The following is a 26,085-nucleotide window of genomic DNA, read 5'->3' on the forward strand; positions in this document are numbered from 1 at the left end:
TCAGCTTGGAGCCGATCAGCACGTGAACCCCGCGTCGACCCCCGCCGAGCAGCCCGCCCGTCCCGTTTCCGTGCCCTCCCCCGCCGGGGAGCCGTCGCCCGGCGCGCCGGGCGCCCGGCGGGGCGCCGAGCCCGGTGCGTTCCCCTACCGGCTGGTCGCCACGGACCTCGACGGCACGCTGCTGCGGAGCGACGACACCATCTCCGAGCGCACCCGTGAGGCCCTCGCGGCGAGCACCGCCGCCGGGGCCGCGCACATCGTCGTCACCGGCCGTGCAGTGCCCTGGACCCGGCACATCCTCGACACCCTCGGGTACGAGGGACTCGCGGTGTGCGCCCAGGGAGCGCAGGTGTACGACGCGGGTTCCGGGCGGCTGCTGACCTCCGTGACGCTGGACCGCGGGACCGCCCGGCTCGCCCTGGAGAAGATCGAGTCCGAGGTGGGGACGCTGGCGCTGGCCGTCAGCCGGGACGGACTGGACGGGAACGTGATCGTCGAGCCCGGCTACGCCACCAGCGACGCCGGACCGCTGCCGTACGTCCCCTTCACCGACCGGGCCGAGGCGTGGGCCGAGCCGCTGAACAAGATCTACATCCAGCGCCCCGGACTCGGCGACGACGAACTCGCCGAGGCCGCGCGGGCCGCTGCGGGCGCGCTGGTCGGGGTGGTCATGGCGGGTCCGGGGATAGTGGAGATCCTGCCGCTGGGCCTCACCAAGGCGACGGGTCTGTCGATCGCCGCGCGCCGACTCGGCGTCAAGCCCGCGGAGACCATCGCCTTCGGCGACATGCCCAACGACCTGCCCATGTTCGGCTGGGCCGGGTACGGGGTCGCCATGGGCAACGCCCACGAGGACCTGCGCGCGATCGCCGACGAGGTCACCACGGCCAACGACGACGACGGCATCGCCCACGTCCTGGAGCGCCTCCTCACCGCCGGTGGGACGAACGCCTTCACGGGTGCTTGACGGTCCGCCGGGCGCCGTCCCGTCGGTCACGGCGCCGAACTGTTTTGCGGAGGATGCGCGATTCGAACGCGCGCGGGCACAACCCGACCACGGCTTAGCAAGCCGGTGCCTTCCCACTCGGCCAATCCTCCGGGAGGGCGACCCGCGCTTTCGCGCGCTCGAAGCGGTCGCCCCGGGCAACTCCCCGTACGGAGCGGACTCCACGGAGTGACTACTCCGGTGTTGCGCTCCGCCCGTCGCCCTGCGGGGAACGGGACGTACTCAGGCACACGTCGCGCTCCTCCCCGGTCGTCAGCGCCGGACCACCCGGCGGCACACAACCAATGTCCCGCACCGGGTAGTTGGCCGCCACCGAATTAGCCCGCGGCTCAGCGCTTGCGCCACTTCCGGCGCCGCGCCTTGGACCAGAACCACCCGGCGGGCGGCTCGTCCGAACGCCACGGCTGCGGGTCGGGCGCCTGCCCGCGCCACTTCTCGGCCAGCATCCGCGCCCGTGCGGACGGCTCCTGGGCCTCCGCGGCCCGGACGAACGCCTCGTCGAACTCAACGGCGTCCCAGTCGTCGCGGTCGTCCCCCTCCGGGGTACCACCCCGCGGCGTAGGTTCCCCTGCCATCGTGGCTCCTTCCTCGGGCCGTCCCGTACCAACGGGCCGCCCCTCCCCCAGGGTTCCCGGAGGAGGGTGAAGGCACCGTCAAGACGGCCGGACGATCAGATGGACCGGGCCCGGACTCACTCCTCCCCGGCCAGCTTCAGCGTGCGCAGCTTCTGCCCCGCGTACAGGGTCGCGAGGACGGTGACCCCGACCAGCAACACGGTGGCGAAGGTGAGGCTCACGTCCGAGGTGACGAGGTCGTTGCCCGCGACCTCGTGCGCCACGGCCAGCGACCACTGCTGGACACTGAGCGTGCGCGCCCCTGCGACGAGCGTGCCGAACACCGCCTCCCACACCAGTGCGTACACCAGACCGAAGACCACGGCGTGCCGGGTGATGGTGCCGAGCAGCAGGAACAGGGCGGCGTAGGCGATGGAGCCGACGAGCGCGGCGACGGTGTAGGCGACGGCTATCTGCTGGCCGTTGCCGTTGAGGATGTATCCCGCGATCAGCGTGGGCACGGCGGAGAACGCCATGGTCACCGCCACGGCGACGATCAGCTTGGTGAAGATGATCGTCGGCCGCTTGATCGGCTTGGCGAGGAGGTAGACGACGGAGCCGTCGTCGATCTCGGGGGCGATCGCACCCGTACCGGCGATGACGCCGATGATCGGGACCATCGTGGCGAGCGCGAAGCCGCCGAGCACGTCGGAGGCGACCTGGTCGTCCGCGCCGGTGAAACTGCGGACGGCCACGGCGAGCGCGATGAGCAGCGCGGGCAGGGCGAAGAGGATGAGGGCGCGACGGCGGCCGAGCAGGGCCCGGTAGGTGAGTCGGGCGACAGTGGGGTCGTACATCGTGGGCCTCCTACGCCGCGACCAGGTAAGAGAACACGGACTCAAGAGATTCGTCGGACGGGGAGACCGTGAGCAGCCGGATGCCGTGGGCCCGGGCCACCTTGGGCAGCAGTTCGGTGAAGCGTCCGAAGTCGACGGCCTGGATGCGCAGGACGCCCTCCTTGACGTCGACCTCGATGCCCGCGGTGGACGGGTCGGCTATCAGCGCGGCGGCGAGCGCCCGGTCGTCGCTGGAACGGACGGTGTAGAGGTGGGGTCGGTCGGTCATCAGACGGCGGATGCGGCGGAAGTCGCCGCTCGCCGCGTGCCGTCCCGCGACGATCACCTCGATGTGCGAGGCGAGTTGCTCGACCTCCTCCAGGATGTGCGAGGAGAACAGGACGGTGCGGCCCTCTTCCCCCATGCGGCGCAGCAGGTCCATGAGGTGCATGCGCTGACGCGGGTCCATGCCGTTGAACGGCTCGTCGAGGAGCAGCACCGACGGCTGGTGGACCAGCGCGGACGCCATCTTCACCCGCTGGCGCATGCCCTTGCTGTACGTGGAGATCTTGCGGTCCTGCGCGTACTCCATCGCCACGGTGGCGAGGGCCTCCTGGGCCTCCCGGTCGCCGAGGCCGTGGAGTTCGGCGTTGGCGACGACGAACTCGCGTCCGGTGAGGAAGTCGTACATCGCCTCGCGTTCGGGGACGATGCCGATGTGCTGGTAGATCTTCTCGTTGCGCCAGATGCCCTGGCCGTCGAGGGTGACGGTGCCGTTGGAGGGGGCGAGGAAGCCGCCCATCATGTTGATGAGGGTGGACTTCCCGGCGCCGTTGGGACCGAGCAGCCCGGTGACGCCCGGGCCGATGCTCATGGTGATGTCGTTGACGGCGACCACGTTGCCGAACCAGCGGGAGGCGTGGTCGATCTCGATGGTGGTCACAGCCCGACCTTCCGGTAGCGACGGGCCATCAGGGCGTAGGAGCCCACGATGACGGCCAGGATGACGAGCAGGTAGACGACTCCCTCGGCGGCGGACGGTCCCTTGTTGCCGGGGAAGGCGGAGGTGGCACCGAGGAACGCGGTGCTCAGCCCGTCCATCAGGGTGGCCGGGGAGAAGAGGCCGATCCAGGTGACGGCCTCGGCGTTGTCCTGCTCATAGGCGATGGCCTGCACGGTGGAGACGGCGCCGTAGGAAATGGTCAGCACGGCGATCACGGCGGCGATACCGAAGCCCCGGCGCGGGGTGACTGCGGATATCACCAGGCCGATGCCGGCGAACAGCAGCGATAGGACGGCCACGGACACCATGCCCTGGAGGAACCCCTCGGTCTGGTCGGCGAAGTCGAGTTTGGCGAGCAGTGCGCCGATGTAGAGGATCAGCAGCGGCCCGCCGGTCAGGATGAGCAGGGCGGACGCCATCGCGGCGAACTTGGCGAGGACGTAGTCGACGTGCTCGATGGGGCGCGAGAAGTACAGGGGCACCGTCTTGAAGCGCAGGTCGCGGGAGACGGCCTGCGGTGCCTGGGAAGCGAGGTACAGGGCGATGACGGCCTGGAGGACGACCGCGTAGCGCGTGTACTCCAGGGGGAGGTCCTTCGCCTTGGTCGCCACGGCGACCGCCACCATGATCAGCGCCGGGGCGCACATCACGGCAAACAGCAGCATGGGCAGGACCTTGGACTTGGCGGACCTGCCGAGTCCGTAGGAGCCGCGCAACGTCTGGGAGAAGAGCGAGCGGCGGGCGTAGGACCGGCCGAGCCGGGGCCCGTCGTAGTTGCGGTACCCGATGTTGTGGATCTGGGTCTGGGCACCGGCTGTGGACTGTTCAGTCGCCATGGCGGACCGTCTCCTTCCGCTCCTGGCCGGTGGGGGTGACCGGATCTGCGCTGTCGGTGCCGGGCTCGTCCTGGAAGACCTCGGCGATGTGGTGCCGGCGCTGCTCCATGCGGATCAGGCCGATGCCGAGGTCGGCGACCACGTCACGGACGAGGTCGTAGGTGCCCTCGCCCTCGGCGGTGAGGAGCACGATGCGTCCGGCGCCCGGAAGTCCGCCGCCCGTGTCAGTGGTGACGCCCCGGGCGGACAGTGCCCCGCGCAGTGCCCCGGTGCCGTCCGGGTGCTCGTCGGTGTCGGTGACCTCGATGGCGAGGGTCGCGGTGTGCTGGGTGAAGTCGGTGGTGGAACTGGACCGGAGCAGCTTGCCGCCGTCCACCACGACGACGTGGTCGCAGGTGCGTTCCAACTCGCCGAGGAGGTGGGAGGTGACGAGCACCGAGATGCCGAAGTCGGTGTGGACGCGGCGGATGAGGCCGAGCATCTCGTCCCGACCCACCGGGTCGAGGCCGTTCGTCGGCTCGTCGAGGAACACCAGCTGCGGGTCGTGCACCAGGGCCTGGGCCAGCTTGACCCGCTGTTTCATGCCCGTGGAGTACCCGCCGATGGGGCGGTAGCGCTCCTCGTACAGACCGACGTGGCGCAGGGTGTCCGCGGTGCGCTCGCGCGCGGCAGTGGGCGGCAGGCCGGACATCCGCGCCATGTGGACGACGAACTCGGTGGCCGAGACGTCGGGCGGCAGGCAGTCGTGTTCCGGCATGTAGCCCACGCGCTCGCGGATGGCGGGGCCCTCGGTGGCGACGTCGAGCCCGAGCACGGCGGCCCGTCCCTCGGTGGCGGGGGACAGGCCCAGCAGGATTTTGATGAGCGTGGACTTGCCGGCCCCGTTGGCACCGACGAGCCCGGTCACCCCGGGGCCGATGTCCATGGAGAGCCGGTCGAGAGCGGTCACCCGCGGGAACCGCTTGCTCAGGCTTTCGGTCGCGATCACAGTCACGATTCGAAGGTAGTGGCGCGGACCACAGTGGTCGTCAGACCACGGTGCCGACCTCATCTCAGACTCCAGTATTACGGCCCCGTAAGGGTCCCCCTCAAGTGCCAGACCTCCCCGCCGTCCGGGGGGCTACGCCGGAGTACGGGACGAACGGGTTATCCACAGGCGGACGGAAGGGCCCTTGACGTGATCGCCGGGCGGGGGTCACATTCGGAAGCGTCACGTTCCGAACACGAAGTGCGCCTTTGGGTGACGGACGGTGACGCGACGACGGCGGTCCCGTCCGTGCGACGGCGAACCGAGGGCGAAGGGCGAGGGGACGAGCGATGGGTCTGCGGGGAGCGCGCGAGCGTCGGGTGACGACCGGGGGCGTGGAGTTGTGCGTGGCGGAGCTGGGCGATCCCGCCCGGCCCACGGTCGTGTTGGTGCACGGGTACCCCGACTCCAAGGAGGTGTGGTCCGAGGTGGCCGCACGGCTCGCGGACCGCCACGGTTGCCACGTGGTCCTCTACGACGTGCGGGGGCACGGCGGTTCGACGGCGCCACGGCCGCTGCGCGGCGGATTCACGCTGGAGAAGCTGACCGACGACTTCCTCGCCGTCGTGGACGCCGTCAGCCCGGGCAGCCCAGTGCACCTGGTGGGGCACGACTGGGGCTCGGTGCAGTCCTGGGAGTTCGTCACGGCCGTCCGCGCCGAAGGACGGATCGCGTCCTTCACCTCGGTGTCCGGCCCGTCCCTCGACCACCTCGGTCACTGGCTGAAGCGCCGGGCCGCCCGCCCCACCCCCCGGCGGCTCGCCCAGCTGCTCGGGCAGGCCGCCAAGTCCTGGTACGTGACCGCGCTGCGCGTCCCGGGGCTTCCGGAACGGGTGTGGCACGGCCCCGTCGGCAGACGGTGGCCGGCGTTCCTCGCACGCGCCGAGAAGGTGCCGCCCGGCGACTACCCGACCCCTTCCGCCCCCTCGGACGGAGCCCACGGCGCCTGGCTCTACCGGGACAACGTCCGCTCCCGGACCCGGTCCCCACGGGCCGACGCCCACGCGCACGCGCCCGTGCAACTCGTCGTTCCCCTGCGGGACGCGTACCTGTCGCCCAGTCTCTACGACGACCTGGAACAGTGGGTGCCCGACCTGACCCGCCGCACGGTCGACACCGGCCACTGGGCGCCGCGGACCCGCCCTGACCTGCTGGCGACCTGGATCGCGGACTTCGTGACCCTGCACGAGAAGGGTCCTGCCACCAGCGGGGTCGCCACCACCGAGAACCCCCGACCCGTGCCACGCACGGGTGCCAACCGCTACCACGACCGGTTCGCCGGGCACCTGGTCCTCGTCACGGGGGCGGGCAGCGGCATCGGACGGGCCACCGCCCTGGCGTTCGCCGGGGCGGGGGCACGGGTCATCGCCGTCGACCGCGACGCCGAAGCGGCGGTCCGCACCGCGCGGACGGCCCGCGAGGTCGGTGCGCAGGACGCCTGGAGCGAAACCGTCGACGTCGCCGACCGATCGGCCATGGAGGGGCTCGCCGTGAAGGTGGCCGCCGAGCACGGTGTGCTGGACGTGCTGGTCAACAACGCGGGGGTCGGCCTGTCGGGCCGCTTCCTCGACACCACCCCCGAGGAGTGGCGGCGCGTCCTCGACGTGAACCTGTGGGGCGTCATCCACGGCTGTCGACTCTTCGGGGCACAGATGGCCGACCGCGGGCAGGGCGGCCACATCGTCAACATCGCCTCGGCCGCGGCGTACCTGCCGTCCCGGTCCCTGCCCGCGTACAGCACGACCAAGGCCGCGGTGCTGATGCTCAGCGAATGCCTGCGGGCGGAGCTGGCAGGCGGGGGCATCGGGGTCTCGGCCGTCTGCCCCGGCGTCATCCGCACCAACATCACCGGCACGACCCGGTTCGCCGGTGCGGGACCGGAGGAGCAGCGGCAACGCCAGGCGCAGGCCACCCGGATGTACCGGCTGCGCAACTACCCACCGGAGAAGGTCGCCGACGCGGTGCTGCGCGCGGTGGTCCACAACCGTGCCGTGGTCCCGGTGACACCCGAGGCCCGAGCGGCCCGACTGCTGTCCCGCCTCGCCCCGGGCGTCCTGCGCACCGCCGCCCGCATCGGTTCCAGACCCTCACCCCACCGCTGACAACACTCCCTACATAGGCCCTGATTGCACCACGGCCTACCCAAATGCCGCCATACACACTCTGATTGTCACCCTCACCGTTCAGAGCGCCACGACACAAGCGCAGTTCACACCCGCACAGCAGCCACCCACCACCCTCTCCGGCAACACACCGGAACGCCTCCCCATGGCCAACTCCACGCGGCCGAACCCTCGGCCCCGAACCGCGAACTCAGCAACCCGACCTACAGGTTGCCATCCCAGCCATGCCGCACGCCCGGCACGCCACAGACCATCAGTCGTCTGCAAAGGAAACTCCATCACCCCTACCAGCAGGGCGCCATGCAATGCACTCGCAAGCAGAGCACCCCACACCGCCATCTGAACCACACTTCCACAAGCGATATTTAGAGCACTCCTCGCCAAGCACGCTAAAAACATGGAGACTTACCCAAATGACCATGAAACTCAAGGAAGTTATCCACAGAATCACCAAATCACCTGTGGATAACCACACTTGACTGTGGATCAAACCTCCGGACCCAAATTCATGTGCGGAAATCCGCGGCCCCGGGCACGCTGTGGCGATGGATGACAGACGCACCGTGAAGGTGTCGAAGTACCTCTCGAAGCATCTGCGGCACCGCCCCGAACGCCTCGGGCTGACCCTCGATCCCGGTGGGTGGGTCGAGGTAGACACCCTTCTCGCCGCCACCGCGGCACACGGCTTCCCGATCGACCGCGCCGAACTCGACCACGTCGTCGCCGTCAACGACAAGCGCCGGTTCTCCGTGGAGGGCGACCGCATCCGGGCGAACCAGGGCCACACCGTGACCGTGGACCTCGGGCTCGTCCCCGAAACCCCGCCCGCGTACCTCTACCACGGCACGGTCGCCGCGCACCTGCCGGCGATCCGCGTCGAGGGGCTCCGCCCGATGGCCCGGCACGACGTACACCTCTCCCCCGACCGGGAGACCGCGACCCGGGTCGGCGCCCGACGCGGACGCCCCGTAGTGCTCACCGTCCGAGCGGGCGACCTCCACCGCACCGGCCACGAGTTCCGCGTCAGCGCCAACGGGGTGTGGCTGACGCGCTCCGTCCCCCCGGCGTACCTGAACTTCCCCGAACCCCGGTGACCACCACCGTCCGCCACCCGGTGGGCCCCACCACCTGCTCCGTTCCAGCGCCACGGGCGGCCCGGTGCGTACCGGACCACCCGCCCCCTTGCCCCGGGGAGTGATCAGCGCCGGGCGATCCCGGGCGCCACGTCCTCGTACACGGGACCCGCATCGGCACCGACCTCAGCGCCGGCGCGCTCGGACGCCGCACCCGGTGCACCGGCGGCCCCCGCGCCCGTCCCCGCCGGACAGAACGTCGCCTCCAGCGTGCCCGCCATCGTCGTCAGCACGGTCCCGTTGTTGGACGTGTTGGCGAGCGCGCTGACGCTCCGCTTCCCGTCCCGCGACGTGAACGCGTAGGTGTAGTAGCCCTGCACGGTGCCGGTGTGCCCGTAGACGGAGACCCCGCACGACAGGTCACGGCGGCGCAGCCCGAGCCCGTAGAACTGGGTGCCCGCCGCATTGGTGGGTGCCCACCGCTGCATCTCGGCCAGTTCGTCGGCCGGGACCAGCCGTCCGCCCAACAGCGCCGAGAAGAAGCGGTTGAGGTCACCCGGGTTGGAGATCACCGCGCCCGCGGCCTGCGCCCAGGAGGCGGTCTGGCGGGTCGAGTCCACCAGCGGGGCACCGGCCTGGTCCTGCGTCAGGTACCCGCGCGCGTGTCGCCTGGGGATCGCCGTCTCGGGGTGCACGTACGTGGTGTTCTTCAGCCCGAGCGGCGCGATGATCCGGGTCCGGTACGCCTGCCCGATCGAGGTCCCGGTGGCCTTCTCCGCCAGCATCCCGGCAACGACGAAGTTGGTGTTCGAGTACGAGTACGCGGCGCCCGGCACGGCGGACGGGGGTCGGGTGAGCGACAGGTCGATGAGTTCCTGGTTCGTGTAGACGCGGTTGCGCACCGCCTCGAACCCGGGGACGGTCTGCTGGAACATGTCGTTGGTGTAGTCCCACAGCCCGGTGCGGTGGCTGAGGACGTGGCGCACGGTGATGCCGTCGTTCGGCAGCAGACCGGGGAGGTAGTGGTTGACGGAGGTGTCGAGGTCCAGCTTCCCCTCGGCGACCAACTGCATGACGACCACGGTCGTGAAGGTCTTCGACACGCTGCCGACGCGGAAACGGTCGGCGGTGCTCAGGTTGCGCGGGGCCTCCCGGTCCGCGAGCCCTTCGGTGACGCGGTACGTGGTGCCGTCGTCGTCGATCCGCGCCATCGCCCCCGGCGCACCCTGGGACAACGCCTTCTGGAGCACCGCGCGCAGCGCCGCGGTGTCCGGGGCGACGGCGGCCGTCGCCCCGGCGGCCCGCCCGTCGGGGTGCTGTGCGGCCGGGCTGCTCACGGCGACGTCCTGCCCGCCCGCGCCGTCCGGCGTCGCGTGCGCGGGCACTCCCGCGCCCAGCGTCAACAGTGCCGATCCCAGCGCGACGGCGCCCGCGGTCCTGCGTCGATGCGTCATGTTTCCCCGCTTCCTGTCCCGTTCCTGCTCCTGCGTGTACCTGCGGAGAGCCGGTGCGCAGCGTGATCATCGGCGCCCCGGTCCCCGGGGGCCATGCTGCTGTACGGGCCACGGTGCGAGGCCGGAACACAAGCCGGCGCGTGGCGTGATGTACACCGCTGAAGGAACGTCACCTCACCGCGAGGACCCCGCCGGTCGGCCGTAGCCGCATGGCCCGTACCCGCCCGGAGCCCCTCCCAGTGCGCCCCCACGAGCGGCGCGAATGCTGCGGAAGACGGCCGGAACACGCCCCTGACGACACGCCGCAGCACCTCCTACGGCGGGATGATCACCCCGCCGTTCGGAGGGTTCGACTTCAAGACTCGGCTTCAGGCTCCGGCTTCAGGGCCGAGGGCCAGGGGCCAAGGGCCGGCCGGGGACGGACTCCGATCGCGCCCGGTCAGCGGGAGCGGAGCTGGTCCGGGGCCTCGACGGCGATCCGCTCGAACACGGCGGGGTCAGCGGCGAACTCGGTGTCCGGAATCGGCCAGTGGATCACGATCTCGGTGATCCCGAGGTCCAGGTGACGTCCCGCGAAGTCCACGAACGCGTCCACCGAGTCCAACGGGGTCGACCGGTCGGGGGTGAACCCGGTGAGCAGCACCTTGTCCATCTCGCGGCTGTCCCGGCCGAGGTCCGTGCACGCCTTCCCCAGCCGTTCGATCTGCTCCGCGATGGCAGCACGGGAGTCGGCGGGCGTGCCCGTCTCGAAGATCTTCGGGTCTCCCGTGGTCACCCACGCCTGACCGTGCCGGGCCGCGAGCTCCATGCCCCGCGGGCCGGTGGCGGCCACGGCGAACGGCAGCCGGGGTCGTTGGACGCACCCGGGGATGTTGCGGGCCTCCTGAGCCGAGTAGTGCGTGCCCTCATGGCTGACGGAGGGGGTGGTGAGCAGCCGGTCGAGGAGCGGCACGAACTCGGCGAACCGGTCGGCCCGCTCCCTGGGCGTCCACGGCTCCTGACCCAACACGACGGCGTCGAAGCCGTTGCCGCCGGCTCCGACGCCCAGCGTGATCCGTCCCCCGGAGATGTCGTCCAGGGACATGAGGTCCTTGGCCAGGGGGACCGGGTGCCGGAAGTTCGGCGAGGTCAAGCCTTGCTCATACCCTCGCTCCCATGCCCCGCTGCGGACCTTCCGGCGACCTCCTCGGCTACGCCGTTGGCCGCTCCGGCGATCTCCACATGGGCGGCGAACAGATCTTCCACCCCGGCGGCAAGATCGCCCCGCCCTCACCCTCCCCAAGCTCAGGGCCCCGGCTCAGTTGCTACTGCTCGTATGCCCATGCTCGGCCGGTCTGGCGGTACTCCTCGACGGGGATGGGGGCGATACCCGTCCGCATCCGTGCGGTGTAGAGCAGGCCGTCGAGGTGGTCGATCTCGTGATGGACCAGCCTGGCGAGCCCGCGTTCGTAGGTGGTGGTCACCAGCTGGCCCTCCAGCGTCGTGGTCTCCACGGTGATCCACAGGGGCCGGGGGACCAGGCCGCGGACGTCGAAGAACGACAGGCAGCCCTCATACTGCTCGTCCCCGTCGCTGGAGCGGCCGGTGATGCAGGGGTTCAGTAGGACGATCGCGGGACTGCCGGGGTCGGGAGGCTGGACCACGGCGGCGGCCCGGGCGACCCCGATCTGCGGAGCAGCGATGCCCATGCCCTTGGCAAACGAGTGGACCTGCCCGATCCGCTCCATCGCGGAGAACAACTGCTCGATAACGCGCTCGGCTGCCTCACACTCGGCCGACAGGTCGAAGGCGCGGGCAGGCTCGGCGAGGACGGGCGCGCCGTCCTGAACGACACCGAGGCCGCGCATCTGCTCGCTGGGCCGCACCTGGATCACCTGAACTCCCCTCGGTCCGCTTGACGTTCGGGTCGCGCCCGGAACCGCCATTCCAGACGGTACCGGGTGTGGAGTGCGGGTTTGGACGTGCTCCAGGAGAAGACGCGCGTCCCACCCTCGTCGTGCTGGACCGGGGCCGTCCGCAGCGGCGCCGCCTCGGCGGTCATGGAGGTCTCGGTGCCCCACACGACGGGGTCGAGGTCGGCAGGAAAGGCGAGTTCGACCGTCAGGTGCTCGGTGGGCAGGCGGACGGCACGCTGGAACCAGCGGCCCCACTTCTCGTCGCCCACCGAGTAGGCGTACTCGATCCACACCGACTCGCCCGGGTAGAGGGGGAAGCGGCCCTGTTCGTTGTCGAACAGCAGCCACACCTCCTTGAAGGCGTCGCGGTCGTGCTTGGCCTGCCAGCGCATCGCCTCACCGCGACAGGTCGCGGTCAGGGCGAGTTCGTCCCAGGTCAGCGGGTGCTCGCGGTAGTGGGCGTTGGACCGTTCCGGCTCGCCCGGGTAGCGGTCGACGCTGATGCGGATCAGGTAGCGGGTGATCGGCTCACTGCCGGTGTTCCGCAGCAGCCGGCGCATCGTGAGCCGGTAGAGGCGGCCGTCGTAGTCCAGACGGGCCGCATCGTGCTCGACGACGATCGCCGAGCCGGTCGCGTACGGCTGCTCGGCCCTGCGGGAGGCCGACACGGCCGCCGCTGGTGCCGAAGGGGCCTTGGCCGTCTCGTAGTCCAGCCAGCGCTTCCAGATGGCCTTGCCCGCGTTCAGGGCCTCCTCCGCACGGCGGGCGAAATCCTCCGTCGGTTTGTGACGGCCCGACTCGACATGGCTCACGTACGACGGGTCGAAGCCCATTCTTCTGGCTAACTCCCGCTTGGCCAGACCCCGCACCTCACGCCAGTAGGCGACCTCCGCCGCGAACGCTTCGGCGGCCTGCTCGACCGTCAGGGCGTCATCCCGCGCGTCCATCAAAGCCCCCGCCCCGGCCGTCGGATGAGATGAATGAACCGTGAGTGATCTCGATTCACCATTCTGTCACGGTCTCGTTCGCCAGTTTCCTGCCTTCACCGGCCCAGGTCGACCACGGGCCCAAACGAGGAGGGTCCCCAGCAATGCGCGTGCTGTATCTGCTCAACGTCTCCAACTCCAGCCAACTGTCCGCCGACTCCGGCTTCGTTTTCGCCGACATGCTCGCCCCGGCCCTGACCGATGCCGGAACCGAGGTGACCATGGCCTCCCCGGTCCCGACCGGTGACGCCCGCGTGCACTTCGCGCCCACCATCTCGCCGTCCACCAAGTACCGGGCCCGCTTCGACCCGGGCATGGACGCCCTGGTCACCCTGATCCGCGACCGGCGGCCCGAGGTGGTGGTGGCCAACCAGGTCGAGGCCACCCCCGCGATCCGGGCCGCGCTCCTGGAAACCGGAGTGGACGCGCTGATCGCCGGCTACTGCCACTACCTGCCGTTCTCCTTCACCGACACCGGTGCCCTGGAGCTGGACCCCGCGATGAACGACCGGGGTCTGGGTCGCAGCGTGCTGCTGACCTTCGCCGCCGGCCTCGCGGCCTGCGACCGCGTCCTGGTCCATTCCTCCACCGCCGCCTCCTGGACCGCCGCGGCAGCCGCCCGCACCGGCGTCGATCTCGGCAACAAGCTGCACATCGTCCCCGCCCCCAGGGACACCCGGCTGGTGCGCGACCCGGTCGACATCACCCCGCCCGAAGGCAGGGCCACGGGCCTCTACAACCACCGCCTGTACAGGCACTACGGCACCGCCCGCTTCGCCAGGCTCGCCCGCCGCCTCGTCGCCGACGCCCCGGTGCGGCTCACGGTGATGGACCTGCTCGGCACCCGCAGCCCCGAGCGCGTCCGCCTCGACCCCAGCCCCGAACGACACTTGGAGGAGTTGGCGACCACGGACGGCGTCACCATCGCCTCCGACCGCGGTGACCGCATCCGCTACCGCAACCTGCTGGCCGACGTCCACTTCGGCATCGCCCCTTTCCGTCCCGGCTGCCCCTGGTCCATGTCGGTGATCGACTGCCAGGCGATGGGCCTGCCCGTGATCGGCCCCCGCATCGGCTGGCTGGCCGAGCACATCGACCACGAGCTGCTGTTCGACACCGATGAGCAGGCCGTCCAGATCGCCGAGCGCCTCGCCACGGACGCCGAGTTCTCCCTGGTGCACGCCAAGCGCGCGTACGCCTCCACCGCGGACCTCACGCCCGCCGTGGTGGCCGCCCGTTACCTGAAGGCGATCAAGTGACCGGCTTCGACGCCGTCCAGCTCTCCTACGACGAACCGCTGGCCGGTTCCCTGCACAACCGCCTCGCCCGGGTGCTGGGCGGCACCGTCAAGCGCCTTCACGGAGTCCGTGGGATGCGACGCGCCTACCGGCTCACCGCCGAGATGGTCGACTCCGAGACGTTCTTTCTCGCTGACGGCGACTTCGCCATCGACCCCGAGTTCCCCACCGCCACGGTAGAGCCGCTTTCCGACGGGGTGGCGATGCGGGTCTGGGAGGCGGTCAATCCGGTCAACGGCCTGACCTACGGCTACGGCGGGCTCAAGCTGATCCGCCGTTCGGCGCTGAGGGAGATGGGCCAGGCCGTCGACGTGCTGGCCGCGCTACCCGGTCGGGTCGAGTTCTGCCGCCAGCCCGCCGGGATCACGCGGTTCAACCAGAGTCCGTTCCACGCTTGGAAGGCGGGCTTCCGCGAGTGCGCGATGCTCGCGCGCGGCAGCGAGTACGGCATGACCGATGCCTCCGCCCAGGAACGCATCGCCGCATGGACGACCAGCCGCGACGGCGAATTCGCCGCCTACGCGGCGGCCGGCGCCCGCGACGGACTCGGCTTCGCCAACGCCGCAGCCCGCGACCCCCAACGCTTCGAGGCGCTCAATGACCCGCCCTGGCTCCACCGGAACTTCACCACGTTGTACGGCGAGCAGGCGGTCACTGGATGAACACCGCCCGCGAGCCGCTGGTGCTGATCGAGCCGTACGCGCACCGGATCGGCGGACACCACCAGCGCACTCTGGCGGCGCTCGCCGCCGCGCGACCGGACAGCCTCGTCATCGCCCCGGGCGGCCTGAGCGAGAACCTGGGCCCGCTGGTGCGGGCCGGTACCCGGGTCGCCGTCGGTCCTGCCGGGCCCGCGGCAAAGATTCTTCTGGCCGCCGCGCGGGCGGCAGCACGGGTCTCCGCAGTCGGCCAGCGGGTCTTCGCCTCTCCGCGCTGGCCACAGGTGGTCCGCAGGGCCCCGCACCAGGTCACCATTCTCGCCCGGTGCATGACCGAGGCCGCCTGTCTTCGCACCGCACGCCGTCTCACCCGGCAGGCGTCGGCAGTGGTGATCCTCAGTGCGAGCGAGGCACTGCACGGCGTGGCCGCCCTGCTCGGTGGCACCCCGCACCTGCGGTTCATCCACGAGGTGGTCACCACCGAAGACCGTCCCATCTGGTGGCTGGGCCAACTCGCCCGCTGGGGCGAGAAGCAGGTGATCGCGCTGTACCCGACCACCGCCGTCCGCGACCAGGCCGCGGCGGCCTTCCCTCACCTTCCTGGCCAGGTGCGGGCGTTCGCGGTCGATGACGGCCGTCCGCTGACCGACGCCGAGCGGGACGGAGCCCGCACCGCCTTCACCATCCCCGCCGGCGCGAAAGCAGTGTGCGTGGTCGGCGGCTGGTGGCCGTACAAGGACATCCCCACCATCGACGCCGCCCTCGGCCGCCTCACCACCCCACTGCACGTCCTGGTGTGCGGCACCCCACTGGACGACGCCGTCCTGACACGTTGGCAGCAGCTCCCCAACGTCCGGCTCCACACCGTGGCCGGTCCGGTCGACGACCAGGTCCTGCGGCTCGTCTACGCCGCCGCCGACGCGGCCCTCGTCGCCCGCAAGCCCGGCGTGGGCAAGGAATCAGGACTGGTCATGGACGCCGCACGCCTCGCCGTTCCGTTGATCGTCTCCGCACACGACCCCGAGCTGACCGCCCGGCTCACCGGGGAGCCGTGGGCCCGGCTCTTCCCTCCGGGCGATCCGAACACCCTCGCCATGATGTTGGACCAGCTCGCGACCGACGCGCCCACCCGCCCGGAACCTTCGGCGCGCGGAGTCCTGGCCATGCACTCGGCGGCCGAGCAGGCCGCCTTCCTCACCGACACCTACACCCGTCTGGCCAAGAAGTGCCGATGAAGACGCCCGTCTCTCCGGCCCTGGTAGCGGTGGTCGGCCCGGTCGAACCGGCCCTGCTAGCCGCCTGGACCGCCCTTTACCGCCGACTCGGCGTCGAGCGGTTCCACCTTGCCTTCCACTTCCCCGACCACGTCCACGACGCCTGGCAGAACCAGCTTCTCGCGGTCAGTCGCGACCTCGGCATCGTCCCCGTCCGGATCAGCACCGGGCCGTGGCACGAGCACACCAACACCCAGCTCCGTGACTCGTTGCGCGAGCAGGCGGGGACCGGCTGGCACCTGATCGCCGACTCCGACGAGTTCCAGGCCCATCCCGCCCCGCTCGCCGAGATGATCGCCGAGGCCAAGGCTGTCAAGCAGCAGGTGATCGGCGGGCTGATGCTCGACCGAGCCACGAACGACGGCCGCTTGGCCCTGTGGCGCCCCGAAACCGGACTGGACCGCGCCTTCCCGCTCGACGGACACCTCACCCACCGGCTTCTCAAGGGCGACCCCCGCAAGATCGGCCTCGCCCACTCCTCGGTGACCGTGGCGTCCGGAAACCACCAGGCTCCGGGCCACAAGCCCGCCCCGGACAGGCTCACGTGCGTGCACCACTTCAAGTGGCGCTCGGGCGTCCTGGACGATCTGCGCCGACGGGTCGACCGGTTCACCTCCAGGGAGTGGGCTGAGCACACCCCGGCCGTCCGCAGCAAGGCGTCCCGCTTGTTGCAGCACATCGACCGTCACCACGGTCGCATCGACGTCGCCGATCCCCGTCTGGCCTTCCGCCACGTCACCCTCGATCGCCTGCCGGACGGTTGGGCCGCCGAAGCCGCCAAGATCGCCACCACCTGGCGCCCGCACACGCCTCAGAGCCAGTCCGGCTCCACGATCTCCTCGCCCTCGCCATGAGGTGCCTCGAAGCGGGCGAAGAAGTCCTCCAGGGCCTCCGGCGTCACGACGAGCGCGTTGGCGTCCTCCCGGTCGTTGCGCTCTGCCAGCCTGCGTAGCAGCTCGTCCCGTTCCACCGGGAAGTACAGCAGCCGCCACCGCGCGCCAGCTGACTCCACCAGCTCCTTCATCGCGTCACGGTCCTTGCGCGGCCACAGCCCGTGGTCCCACACCACGTCCCGGCCCTCGGCGACCAGCTCGGCAAGCCGCTCGTGCAGCTCGCCGACGACCGGGGCCTCCTTCTCGAAGTAGGTGTTCTCCGGGTAGGCCACGCCGTACCGACCGTGCCGCTCGAAGACCACTTCGTCCACCGACAGCCGCACAGCACCCTCGGGCTCCAGCTTCCGCTGGGCATAGGTGGTCTTCCCCGAACCGGTGAGCCCCACCAACAAGAACACCACCGGAGTGCGCTCGGCCACTGCCAACTCCCCTCAACACCACCAGCGTTCCTTGGCCAGTCTGCCACCGCCGACCAGCCCAAGGCCCCATTCCTCAGCACCACCACCCGAAGGAGCCGCCGTGTCCGTCTCCGCAATCGCCCGCACGCTGCGGGCCTACGTCCGCTACGCCCCCGGCACCGTGGGCAAGGCCCGGCTCGTCGGCAGCTTCCTGGACGAACACCTGCGCACCCGCCCCGTCCGCACCACCGTCAGACTGCGATCCGGCGACATGGTCACCGTCACCACCAGCGACGTCATCCAGCGCTACCAGTACCTGTTCGGCGAGTGGGAGCCGAGCCTGAGCGCCTTCCTGCGCGACCGGCTCCGCCCTGGGGACACCTTCATCGACGTCGGAGCCCACCGCGGCCCCTTCAGCCTTCTGGCCTCCCACGCCGTCGGCCCCCACGGCCGAGTCGTCGCTATCGAGCCCTCCCCGCAGTTCCACGACGACCTGACTGCCGCCGCCACCGCCAACCAACGCGCCAACATCCGGGCCGTCCGTTCCGCCGCCTCCGACACCCACGGCATTCTGACCCTGTACCTGGAGGACCCCGCCAACCTCGGTCACACCACCGTCGTCCGGCCCCGCCACGTCCACACTGCCTTCGACGTGCCGACCGCGCCCCTGGCCGATCTGGTCAGCAGAGCCGAGCTCGCCACCACCCGGATCATCAAGATCGACGTTGAAGGTGCCGAGGCAGCAGCCATCCGAGGGCTGCTGCCCGCGCTCTCGCAGCTGCGCGACGACGCGGAACTCGTCATGGAAGTCACCCCCAGGCTGCTGGCCAGGCAGGGCGAGAGCGCCACCGACATCATCGACACCCTGCGCGGGCACGGCTTCCACGCGTACACGCTCACCAACGACTACGACCCGGCCAGCTACCCGCGGGCCATGCACCGACCGCAACCGCCCATTCGATGCGTCACGGTCCCCGAGGAGATGACCGACCTGGTGTTCTCGCGCATTGATGCGGACCACCTCGCATCTGGGCGCTGAACAGCGCCCGCACGCGTCGAAGGCGGTCGTTGGCCCCAGACGCCCGCAAGTCCCCGAAGTCTTCGAGCGCATCTACGAGAAGTGGACACGGTGATCAGCAACAGCGTGATGAACAGTCGCAATGCGGTCTGCGTGATCGTCCACGACAAGGACACCGACACGGTCGCATCCCTGCTCTATGGGGCCCGCAACTGGTCCCCGCAACCGGTCTGGACCCTCCCCGGCGGCAAGGCCGAACCCGGCGAACCCCTCGACGAAGCCGCCGCCCGCGAGCTCAAGGAGGAGACCGGCCTGCTCGTCGACCCGGCCGACCTCATACTCGTCCACGTTGTCCACGTCGAGCAGGGCTGGGACCAAGCAGGGCAGTTCGTGCTCTTCGCCTTCACCACCGACACATGGACCGGCGAACTGACCAACGCCGAACCGGACAAACACCTGGCAGTCCAGTGGCTCGCGGCCGAACGCCTCCCCGAGCCCGCGTTCCCGACCGCCGCACAAGCCCTTGCTGCGTACAGGGACGGCGGCCCGTCCTTTTCCCGCTACGGATGGCCGACCGCCACCGCAAAGTGAGCGGGCTCCCAGGGCGGTCTGCCCGACACATGGCACCATGCCTGATCAGTAGGGACTCGCCTTCGTCGGGCCACGGCCAAGGCCGCGCTCGACGTAGGCTCACCGGCATGAGCCTGCGCCTGAGCACCGTGATTCTTCCTGTCGACCGCTGGCACGAGGGAGGTCGCGCGAAGTGGCAGCGCGCCGAGGAGCTCGGCTTCCACACCGCGTACACATACGACCACCTCTCCTGGCGGACCTTCCGCGACGGCCCCTGGTTTGGCGCCATCCCCACCCTCACCGCCGCCGCCACGGCCACGGATCGCCTGCGCCTCGGCACCCTCGTCACGTCGCCTAATTTCAGGCACCCAGTGACGCTCGCCAAGGAGCTGATGTCGCTCGACGACATCTCCGGCGGTCGGGTTACCCTCGGCATCGGTGCCGGCGGCAACGGTTTCGACGCCACCGCGCTCGGCCAGGAGGCGTGGACGCCGAAGGACCGGGCGGACCGGTTCGGGGAGTTCCTGCCGCTGCTGGACCGGCTACTCACCGAGCGGGAGGTGGACGCCGAGGGCACCTGGTACTCGGCATCGGAGTACCGCAACGTCCCCGGGTGCGTACAGCGGCCCCGGCTGCCGTTCGCGGTGGCGGCGACCGGTCCGCGCGGGATGCGGCTGGCCGCACAGTACGGGCAGGCGTGGGTGACGACCGGCGACCCGAAGCTGTACGACGAGGGCACCCCCGAGCAGTCGGTGAAGGCGCTGCGGGGCCAGGTGGAGAAGCTCGGCAAGGCGTGCGCGGAGTTCGGACGGGACACGACCAACCTCAACAAGGTCCTGCTCCACGGCTTCACCCCGGACCGGAACCGCCCGCTGGAGTCGGTGGATGCCTTCGTCGACTTTGCCGGCCGCCACCGCGACCTCGGCTTCACCGAGATCGTGATCCACTGGCCGATTGCGGACTCCGACTTCGCCACGAACGATGCCGTCTTTGAAAGAATCTCCACGGAGGCGGTTAGGCAGCTGGGATGACGTACTTTTTTAAGCGATTCACCAGCTCTTCTGGGTAAGTATGTGGCGGATCACACCAACATCTCAGCGATTATCCCGAAGAACGCGCGCCTTGGCTTCGGAAAATTCCTGATCGGTCAAGTGGCCGGCGACGTGAAGTGATGCCAGCTTGGCGATTTCATCAGAGATGCCACCTGCGACTTCACCGACTTTCGATTGTTCATCAACCTGAACCTGTGGCTGCGCTCTACGGAAGCGCTGAAGGAATTTATTCACCACTTCTTTGATGCGGTCATCTGCTCCGGTTGTCTGCACGAGAAACTGAACCGTAGCGACAGTTAGACCCGCAGCACCCAATGCATCGCGTGTCTCCTGTGGTGGCCGGTAGTCAACCTCACATTGCCCCTCTTCTCTGAGCATCTGCGCGAGAACTCTGGCAAGAGCCGGCGGCCCCTGATACGTGATCCGGGTGGTTCGCGATGCGTTTCTGTCGTTCATAGCTAAATCCTCCTCAGGTTGCCTTCAATTAGTCAAGAGTCCACTCGAAACCCCGTGAACCTCGATGGGCCCCGACTAAGGTTCAAGTTGACCGTCGCCAGAAGGGGCAGCGATGTCAGTGGTCCCCCGTAACGTGGCCCTAGGCAACGTCGAGAGGCTACGAACATGCAGGCGAGCTCCTACCGCAGTCAACTGGAGCGCAAGAACAAGGCCCGTGCTGACGCGGACAAGAAGGTCGGCGAGTACCGCCGCAAAGAGGCCGACAAGCGTGCCGCTGCCACGAAGTCGCGGGCCGCAGCAGCGAGAACTAGGAGCGCCAGCACGGCCAAGAGTAAGCTCCGTGAAGCCAGCAGACATGATAGCCAGGCTGACGCCGCTGCCCACCAGGTTGCTTCATGGAGCGCCAGATCGGCAAAGCTCGGCAAGGAGGTAGCTGCCCTGCAGGCGAGACTGGCGAAGGCGGAGGACGCAGAGAGAAAAGCAGCCGCGCACCGTTCAGAGGCCGCACACAGAGCAATTGACAGTCGCCTGGGTACGACAGAACAACAAGTGGAAACCGTGCTCAAGGAGCTGAGGGCACCGAAGCCGGAGAAACTGCGGGTACTGATGTTGGGTGCCGCGCCAGCGGGGGACCTCCGCGTCAACCGTGAACAGGCAGAGATCCGGAGCGGCGTGGAGAGAGCGCTGCACCGCGACCTCGTAGAGCTGGACGTGCACCCGGCCGCAACGACGGAGCATCTCCTTGATGGGCTGACCAAGTTCCGACCCCACGTGGTGCACTTCTCGGGGCACAGTGAAGCGGACCTGCTCGTGTTCGAGGAGGATCGCGACGAACTACACGGAGGGGTAGAGGTGTCCGCCGAAGCCTTCGCCATGGCCATCGCGGCTCCCGATGAACCGCCCGTGCTTGTCGTTCTGAACTCGTGTCACTCCGCTGCCCACATCAAGCGTCTGACCGAGTTGGTGCCTTTCGCAATCGGGATGGCAGATGAAATCCCCGACAAGGAGGCGCTCAAGTACGCCGCTTGCTTCTACGCCGCCGTTGCCAACGGCCAGTCGATCCAAGCCGCCCACGAATTTGGGCGAGTAGCTATCGAGGTCGCCGGCCTGCCAAGCAGCGATCTGCCGACTCTGGAAAGCGCTCCTGGGTTCGACCCAAGAGCCGCGTTCCTTGTCAAGCCACCTCAGTAGCTACAGGACGGTCCCTTGCGTGCCGAAAGACGGCATTGCCGCAGGTCACACCCCGAAAGGTGAGAAAGGCTTGACTGAGGTCACGAGGGTGCCCAGGCGCAGCCGGGTGGTCGCGGTGGCGGCGGCGGTCAGCGTCGGGACGGTGCCGAACCACGGCCCGTCCCGGAAGGTCCGCCACGACAGGTGGTCGTAGGTGTACGCGGTGTGGAAGCCGAGCTCCTCGGCCCGCCGCCAGGTCTGCTGCCCCTCGCTCCACCGGTGGACGGGAAGGATCACCGTACTCAGTCGCATGGCCTCGACCCTACGTCCCACGAGGTCCGCCGAGGCACGAAGCCCACCGGCGCCCGGCGCGGCCCGTCCAGCAGCGCACAGACCGCGCAGCGCACCGACCCCAGCACACCCGGGCGCCCGACACCGCCCGCGGTCCGCCCGCGGTCCGACCCCACGAGCCCACCACGCCCCACAGCCCCCGCGACCCCAGTACACACGGGCGCCGGCGTCGATAATCACTCACATGTGCGGACCCTCACACACACGTGCTGGCATATGCGCGAGAATGACGGGGTGACGTCAGCATCCCCGCGGCCGTGGACGACCGCCACCTCCGCCCTCCCGCCCCGGCTGATCGCGACGGACCTGGACGGAACCCTGCTGCGGGACGACAAGTCCGTCTCCCCCCGCACGGTCGCCGCCCTCGCCGCCGCCGAGGAGGCGGGCATCGAGGTCTTCTTCGTGACCGGACGCCCGGCCCGCTGGATGGACGTCGTGAGTGCCCATCTACACGGCCACGGCATCGCCATCTGCGGCAACGGCGCCGCCGTCGTGGACCTGCACGGGGGAGCGGTCAACCCCCGTTTCCTCAAGGTCCGCGAGCTGGCCGCCGACACCGCCCTCCAGGTGGTGCGCACCCTGCGGGAGGCGGCCCCCGACACGGCCTTCGCCATCGAGCGCACCGGCGGCCTGCACCACGAGCCGGCCTACCCGCCGCTCTCGTTCGACATCGGGGAGAGCGTCGCCCCGGCCGAGAAGCTGCTCACTGCGGGGTCGACCGTCGCCGCCGGGCCGGTGCTCAAGCTGCTCGCCCACCACCCGGACCTCGCGCCCGATGCGTTCCTCGGCCTCGCCCGCGCCGTCGTGGGGGAGCGGGCCAACGTCACCCGGTCGAGCCCCACCGCCCTGCTGGAGATCAGCGGCCCCGGCGTCTCCAAGGCCAGCACCCTGGAACTGTGCTGTACCGAGCGCGGCATCTCCCCCGCCGAGGTCATGGCCTTCGGCGACATGCCCAACGACGTCGAGATGCTCAACTGGGCGGGCACCTCGTACGCCATGGGCAACGCCCACCCCGACGTCCTGGCCGCCGCCTCGGGACGGACCACCGGCAACAACGAGGACGGCGTCGCCCTCGTCATCGAACGCCTCCTCACCGCGCGCCGAACGGACTGATCACAGCCGCCGCCCGCCGCCCGGTCGGCTCACAGCTCGACGCCCCGCCGGGCGAGCCAGGGCACCGGATCGACTCCGGAACCGAGCTGCGGGGTCAGCCGCACCTCGAAGTGCAGATGCGGACCCGTCGAGTTCCCCGTCGTCCCCGACAGGCCGATCCACTGGCCCGCCCGTACCTGCTCGCCCTGCTCGACCGCCGCCGAGGACAGGTGCGCGTACTGCGTGTAGTAACCGCCCGGGTGCGCCACCACGACGGCGATGCCGAACGCGCCCCCGCAGGACACGGCCGCCACCCGGCCCTCGCCGACCGCCCGCACCGGCGTCCCCTCCGGCACCGCGAAGTCCTGTCCGGTGTGCCGGCTGGCCCAACGCTGCCCCGTCCCGCCGAACCCCGCAGACAGCTCGTACCCCGTGAGCGGGGCGACCCAGGTACGGGTCGTCGGGGGCCCGTCCGGGGACAGCCGGACCGCTCCCGGGCACCGTCCCGCGGCCACTGACCGCTCGGCCTCGCTCCGCAGCCGCCACTGCGCCTCTTCGAGCTTGCGCTCGATGCCCCGCCTCAGTTCGGCGAGCCGTTCGTTGCGGCTCGCCAGCGCCCGCCACGCCCGGGACGCCGCCGCCTCGTCCCGAACGAGCCGTCGCTCCGCCGTGCGGCTCTCGCCGATCTGCTGGCGCACCGCCAGTTCCGCCTGCCGCACCGCCCGCTGCCCCTGCAACACCTCCTCCGGGCGGTCGGTGAGCAGCATCCGTGCGGTGTAGGGGACCTCGCCGCCGGTCCGGTACTGGGCCCTGGCGATCCGGCCCAGATCCCCGTGCAGCTCCTCGATGGCCCGCCGCTCCCGGGCGAGCCGCTGTTCCAGCTGCTCCGCCTTCTGCCGCTGCGCTGCGGCCTCTCGCTGTCCGGCCTCGTGGGAGCGGGCCGCCTCGGCCGCCTCCTCGTAGAGCCGCGCGACCTCGGCGCCGGCCCCCCGCCCGGACTCACCGAGGCCGTCGGGGAGTCCGGGCGGGTACGTGTCGTCGTACGCACTGACGTGGGGGACGGCGAGGCCGAGCAGCACGCACATCACGGCCGGGACGAAGAAGGGGCGGCGTCGGGAGGAGAAGGGCATGTGACGGATCGTTACGCGACTCGGCGGCGCCGGCGCGCACTGATCGTACGCACGGGGGACGAGGTGGTCCGTACGGATCAGCCGGATACCGCCGAACAGGGCGACCGCACCGAACGGGGCCGCCCCGGGCACTCCCCCGTCAGTGCGGCGCCTGCCAGACCACGCCGGTGCCCCCGCCGTCCTCACCGATGCCGGGTCCGTACCAACTGTCGCCGCCCAGGGACTCGGCGCGACGCTTGAGGTTCCGCAGACCGCTGCGCCGACCGCCCTGGGGGATGCCAACCCCGTCGTCCGCCACCGTGAGCCGGACCCCGGCCACTCCGTCGGGAAGGGTCACCGTGGAATCGACGACCACGTCGATCCGGGCGGCCTCCGCGTGCCGGAACGCGTTCGACAGGGCCTCCCGCAGCGCCGCGATGAGGTTCTTGCCGGTCAGCTCGCCCACCATGGTGTCCACGGGTCCGACGAACCGGTGCGAGGGCTTGAAGCCGAGGGGGACCGCCGCGGTGTTGATCTCCCGCAGGACCCGGGTGCGCAGTCCGGAGGGCGCCTCGGCCGGCCCCTGCTGAAGGGCGAAGATCGCCGTGCGGATCTCCTGGATCGTCACGTCGAGTTCGTCGACGGCCTTGCCCACGCCCTGCTGGACCGCCGGGTTTCCGGACTTGCGCTGGGCGCTCTCCAGCATCATCCCGGTCGCGAACAGCCGTTGGATCACCAGGTCGTGGAGGTCCCGGGCGATCCGGTCGCGGTCCTCGAAGACCGCGAGGCGTTCCCGGTCGCGTTGGGCCTCGGCCATCTTCAGCGCCAGGGCGGCCTGGGCCGCGAACTGGCCGGCGAGGGTGCGTTCCGCCTCGGTGAAGGTTCGGGCGCCCCGTTCCCGCAGGGTGACCAGCGTGCCGAGGACCCGTCCTTCGCTCTGGAGGGGCAGCAGCATCGCCGGTCCGTAGCCGCGGACGAGTTCGCTGAGCACCCGGGGGTCGGTGGCCGCGTCCTCCAGGAAGACGGTCTCGCCCGCGAGCAGCAGCGCGGCGATCTGACTCTCCGGCGGGATGACCACTCCGAGGGCCCCGTGCCGTCCCTCCGGGGCCACGGCGACGATCTCCAGCCCGCCCTCCTCGGCGGGCAGCAGGACGATCCCCGCGGCCGAGTCGGACAGTTGGCGGGCCTGCTCGGCGACGACCTGGAGCGCGTCATCGGCGTCGCCGCCCGACAGCAGGGCGGTGGTGACCGCGACGGAGCCGTCGATCCAGCGCTCCCGCTGACGGGCGGCCCCGTAGAGCCGGGCGTTGCCGATGGCGATGCCCGCCTCCGTCGCGAGCACCCGGACGATGCTGAGGTCGTCGTCGTCGAACTCGGCGCCGCCCCGCTTCTCCGTCAGGTAGAGGTTGCCGAAGATCTCGCCCTGCACCCGGATGGGCACGCCGAGGAAGCTGCGCATCGGCGGGTGGTGCGGCGGGAACCCGCAGGAGCGCGGGTCGGCGGCGAGGTCCGCCAGCCGCACCGGCTCGGGGTGGTGGATCAGGGCGCCCAGCAGCCCGCGGTGGCCGTCCGGCAGCCGCCCGATGCGGTCCGCGGTCGCCTCGTCGATCCCGTGGAAGACGAAGTCGGAGAGCCCGTCGCCGTCCTCGGCGACCACGCCGATCGCCGCGTACCGCGCCTGCGCCAGCTCGGCGGCCGTCTCGCAGATCCGGTCGAGCGTCGAGTGCAGCTCCAGCCCGGTACCGACCGACCGCATCGCGTCCAGCAACTGCGGCACCCGGGCCGCCAGCTCGCCGGACATCCGCAACGACCCGCCACCGTCCTGCTTCCCAGCCATGCCCAAAGCCTAATAACCCCCTGTACCCCCCGAAACCCGACCCCCTCCGTGGCGCCCGGGTGGGCGTACGGTCACCGCAACGATCCCACCCGGGCAGTGCCGCCCGGCCGCACGG

The 26,085-nt window shown here is 70.4% G+C and carries 25 protein-coding genes, 1 tRNA gene and 1 pseudogene; 12 read left to right on the forward strand and 15 right to left on the reverse strand.

Features of this window, described 5'->3' with window-relative positions; all coding sequences use genetic code 11:
* The first annotated feature begins 151 nt into the window (after positions 1–151).
* Complete coding sequence (locus ACFV88_RS02365) at positions 152–967, forward strand: HAD family hydrolase (protein WP_385485195.1); 816 nt, start codon at positions 152–154, stop codon at positions 965–967.
* A 47-nt stretch (positions 968–1,014) separates the two neighbouring features.
* Here ACFV88_RS02365 and ACFV88_RS02370 read toward each other — a convergent pair.
* The 6 genes from ACFV88_RS02370 to ACFV88_RS02395 all read right to left on the reverse strand — a co-directional run bounded on the left by ACFV88_RS02370 (position 1,015) and on the right by ACFV88_RS02395 (position 5,229).
* Positions 1,015–1,098 (reverse strand) — tRNA-Ser (locus ACFV88_RS02370).
* A gap of 237 nt (positions 1,099–1,335) precedes the next feature.
* Positions 1,336–1,581 (reverse strand): hypothetical protein, encoded by a 246-nt coding sequence (locus ACFV88_RS02375; protein WP_385485057.1) that lies wholly within the window; start codon positions 1,579–1,581, stop codon positions 1,336–1,338.
* A 116-nt stretch (positions 1,582–1,697) separates the two neighbouring features.
* Positions 1,698–2,417: an ABC transporter permease gene (locus tag ACFV88_RS02380; RefSeq protein WP_385485059.1), complete on the reverse strand. Its 720-nt coding sequence runs from the start codon at positions 2,415–2,417 to the stop codon at positions 1,698–1,700.
* A 10-nt stretch (positions 2,418–2,427) separates the two neighbouring features.
* Positions 2,428–3,339, reverse strand: coding sequence for an ABC transporter ATP-binding protein (locus tag ACFV88_RS02385; RefSeq protein WP_385485061.1), 912 nt, complete (start codon positions 3,337–3,339; stop codon positions 2,428–2,430).
* Complete coding sequence (locus ACFV88_RS02390; RefSeq protein WP_385485063.1) at positions 3,336–4,235, reverse strand: ABC transporter permease; 900 nt, start codon at positions 4,233–4,235, stop codon at positions 3,336–3,338. The genes ACFV88_RS02385 and ACFV88_RS02390 overlap by 4 nt, the downstream gene beginning before the upstream one ends.
* On the reverse strand, positions 4,225–5,229 hold the full coding sequence (locus tag ACFV88_RS02395) for an ABC transporter ATP-binding protein (RefSeq protein WP_385485065.1): 1,005 nt from the start codon (positions 5,227–5,229) through the stop codon (positions 4,225–4,227). Before ACFV88_RS02395 ends, ACFV88_RS02390 begins: the two co-directional genes overlap by 11 nt.
* A gap of 323 nt (positions 5,230–5,552) precedes the next feature.
* Here ACFV88_RS02395 and ACFV88_RS02400 point away from each other — a divergent pair, with 323 nt between their 5' ends.
* Together ACFV88_RS02400 and ACFV88_RS02405 are read left to right on the forward strand one after the other, a co-directional pair.
* Positions 5,553–7,364 carry an SDR family oxidoreductase gene (locus tag ACFV88_RS02400; RefSeq protein ID WP_385485067.1) on the forward strand — a complete coding sequence of 604 codons (1,812 nt, stop codon included), beginning with the start codon at positions 5,553–5,555 and terminating at the stop codon, positions 7,362–7,364.
* Positions 7,365–7,930: 566 nt separating this feature from the next.
* On the forward strand, positions 7,931–8,479 hold the full coding sequence (locus ACFV88_RS02405; protein WP_385485069.1) for an RNA 2'-phosphotransferase: 549 nt from the start codon (positions 7,931–7,933) through the stop codon (positions 8,477–8,479).
* 104 nt (positions 8,480–8,583) lie between these two features.
* Here the strand turns inward: ACFV88_RS02405 and ACFV88_RS02410 are convergent, their stop codons facing one another.
* The 4 genes and pseudogenes from ACFV88_RS02410 to ACFV88_RS02425 all read right to left on the reverse strand — a co-directional run bounded on the left by ACFV88_RS02410 (position 8,584) and on the right by ACFV88_RS02425 (position 12,754).
* A complete protein-coding gene (locus ACFV88_RS02410) occupies positions 8,584–9,912 on the reverse strand; it encodes a serine hydrolase domain-containing protein (RefSeq protein WP_385485071.1) in 1,329 nt (442 codons plus the stop codon).
* Positions 9,913–10,351: 439 nt separating this feature from the next.
* Positions 10,352–11,044 (reverse strand): annotated as a pseudogene (locus ACFV88_RS02415) (LLM class flavin-dependent oxidoreductase); the annotation flags it as partial.
* A gap of 172 nt (positions 11,045–11,216) precedes the next feature.
* A complete protein-coding gene (locus tag ACFV88_RS02420) occupies positions 11,217–11,786 on the reverse strand; it encodes a peptide deformylase (RefSeq protein WP_385485073.1) in 570 nt (189 codons plus the stop codon).
* The gene (locus ACFV88_RS02425) at positions 11,783–12,754 is read right to left on the reverse strand and encodes a multiprotein-bridging factor 1 family protein (RefSeq protein WP_385485075.1); all 972 of its coding nucleotides are present in this window, start codon (positions 12,752–12,754) and stop codon (positions 11,783–11,785) included. The genes ACFV88_RS02420 and ACFV88_RS02425 overlap by 4 nt, the downstream gene beginning before the upstream one ends.
* Positions 12,755–12,897: 143 nt before the next feature.
* Here ACFV88_RS02425 and ACFV88_RS02430 point away from each other — a divergent pair, with 143 nt between their 5' ends.
* From ACFV88_RS02430 to ACFV88_RS02445, 4 genes are read left to right on the forward strand one after another with little or no spacing between them, the layout of a single operon-like run.
* Complete coding sequence (locus tag ACFV88_RS02430; RefSeq protein ID WP_385485077.1) at positions 12,898–14,052, forward strand: glycosyltransferase family 1 protein; 1,155 nt, start codon at positions 12,898–12,900, stop codon at positions 14,050–14,052.
* Positions 14,049–14,753, forward strand: coding sequence for a hypothetical protein (locus ACFV88_RS02435; RefSeq protein WP_385485079.1), 705 nt, complete (start codon positions 14,049–14,051; stop codon positions 14,751–14,753). The genes ACFV88_RS02430 and ACFV88_RS02435 overlap by 4 nt, the downstream gene beginning before the upstream one ends.
* Entirely contained in the window at positions 14,750–15,985 is a 1,236-nt protein-coding gene (locus tag ACFV88_RS02440) for a hypothetical protein (RefSeq protein ID WP_385485081.1), read from the forward strand. The genes ACFV88_RS02435 and ACFV88_RS02440 overlap by 4 nt, the downstream gene beginning before the upstream one ends.
* Positions 15,982–16,878 carry a hypothetical protein gene (locus ACFV88_RS02445; protein ID WP_385485083.1) on the forward strand — a complete coding sequence of 299 codons (897 nt, stop codon included), beginning with the start codon at positions 15,982–15,984 and terminating at the stop codon, positions 16,876–16,878. Before ACFV88_RS02440 ends, ACFV88_RS02445 begins: the two co-directional genes overlap by 4 nt.
* Here the strand turns inward: ACFV88_RS02445 and ACFV88_RS02450 are convergent.
* Positions 16,836–17,336 (reverse strand): AAA family ATPase, encoded by a 501-nt coding sequence (locus ACFV88_RS02450; protein ID WP_385485084.1) that lies wholly within the window; start codon positions 17,334–17,336, stop codon positions 16,836–16,838. The two genes, ACFV88_RS02445 and ACFV88_RS02450, sit on opposite strands and share 43 nt — an antisense overlap.
* Before the next feature lie 100 nt (positions 17,337–17,436).
* Between ACFV88_RS02450 and ACFV88_RS02455 the strand changes: the two genes are divergently transcribed.
* From ACFV88_RS02455 to ACFV88_RS02465, 3 genes are all read left to right on the forward strand, one after another.
* Positions 17,437–18,354 (forward strand): FkbM family methyltransferase, encoded by a 918-nt coding sequence (locus ACFV88_RS02455; RefSeq protein ID WP_385485086.1) that lies wholly within the window; start codon positions 17,437–17,439, stop codon positions 18,352–18,354.
* A gap of 90 nt (positions 18,355–18,444) precedes the next feature.
* Positions 18,445–18,924, forward strand: coding sequence for an NUDIX domain-containing protein (locus ACFV88_RS02460; protein ID WP_385485088.1), 480 nt, complete (start codon positions 18,445–18,447; stop codon positions 18,922–18,924).
* 107 nt (positions 18,925–19,031) lie between these two features.
* Entirely contained in the window at positions 19,032–19,934 is a 903-nt protein-coding gene (locus tag ACFV88_RS02465) for an LLM class flavin-dependent oxidoreductase (RefSeq protein ID WP_385485090.1), read from the forward strand.
* 63 nt (positions 19,935–19,997) lie between these two features.
* On the opposite strand, the gene ACFV88_RS02470 is transcribed toward ACFV88_RS02465, so the two are convergent.
* Positions 19,998–20,411, reverse strand: a complete 414-nt coding sequence (locus tag ACFV88_RS02470; protein WP_385485092.1) for a hypothetical protein — start codon at positions 20,409–20,411, stop codon at positions 19,998–20,000.
* A gap of 165 nt (positions 20,412–20,576) precedes the next feature.
* On the opposite strand from ACFV88_RS02470, the gene ACFV88_RS02475 reads away from it, so the two are divergent.
* The gene (locus ACFV88_RS02475; protein WP_385485094.1) at positions 20,577–21,602 is read left to right on the forward strand and encodes a hypothetical protein; all 1,026 of its coding nucleotides are present in this window, start codon (positions 20,577–20,579) and stop codon (positions 21,600–21,602) included.
* Positions 21,603–21,647: 45 nt separating this feature from the next.
* Here ACFV88_RS02475 and ACFV88_RS02480 read toward each other — a convergent pair whose 3' ends face one another.
* Positions 21,648–21,893, reverse strand: a complete 246-nt coding sequence (locus ACFV88_RS02480) for an LLM class flavin-dependent oxidoreductase (protein ID WP_385485096.1) — start codon at positions 21,891–21,893, stop codon at positions 21,648–21,650.
* Positions 21,894–22,148: 255 nt separating this feature from the next.
* On the opposite strand from ACFV88_RS02480, the gene ACFV88_RS02485 reads away from it, so the two are divergent.
* Entirely contained in the window at positions 22,149–23,045 is an 897-nt protein-coding gene (locus ACFV88_RS02485; protein ID WP_385485098.1) for a Cof-type HAD-IIB family hydrolase, read from the forward strand.
* A 29-nt stretch (positions 23,046–23,074) separates the two neighbouring features.
* On the opposite strand, the gene ACFV88_RS02490 is transcribed toward ACFV88_RS02485, so the two are convergent.
* Together ACFV88_RS02490 and ACFV88_RS02495 are read right to left on the reverse strand one after the other, a co-directional pair.
* Entirely contained in the window at positions 23,075–24,154 is a 1,080-nt protein-coding gene (locus ACFV88_RS02490; RefSeq protein WP_385485100.1) for a peptidoglycan DD-metalloendopeptidase family protein, read from the reverse strand.
* Positions 24,155–24,293: 139 nt separating this feature from the next.
* A complete protein-coding gene (locus tag ACFV88_RS02495) occupies positions 24,294–25,970 on the reverse strand; it encodes a GAF domain-containing sensor histidine kinase (RefSeq protein ID WP_385485102.1) in 1,677 nt (558 codons plus the stop codon).
* Positions 25,971–26,085: the final 115 nt, after the last annotated feature.

The organism is Streptomyces sp. NPDC059816, from assembly GCF_042732055.1.
Lineage (GTDB): Bacteria > Actinomycetota > Actinomycetes > Streptomycetales > Streptomycetaceae > Streptomyces.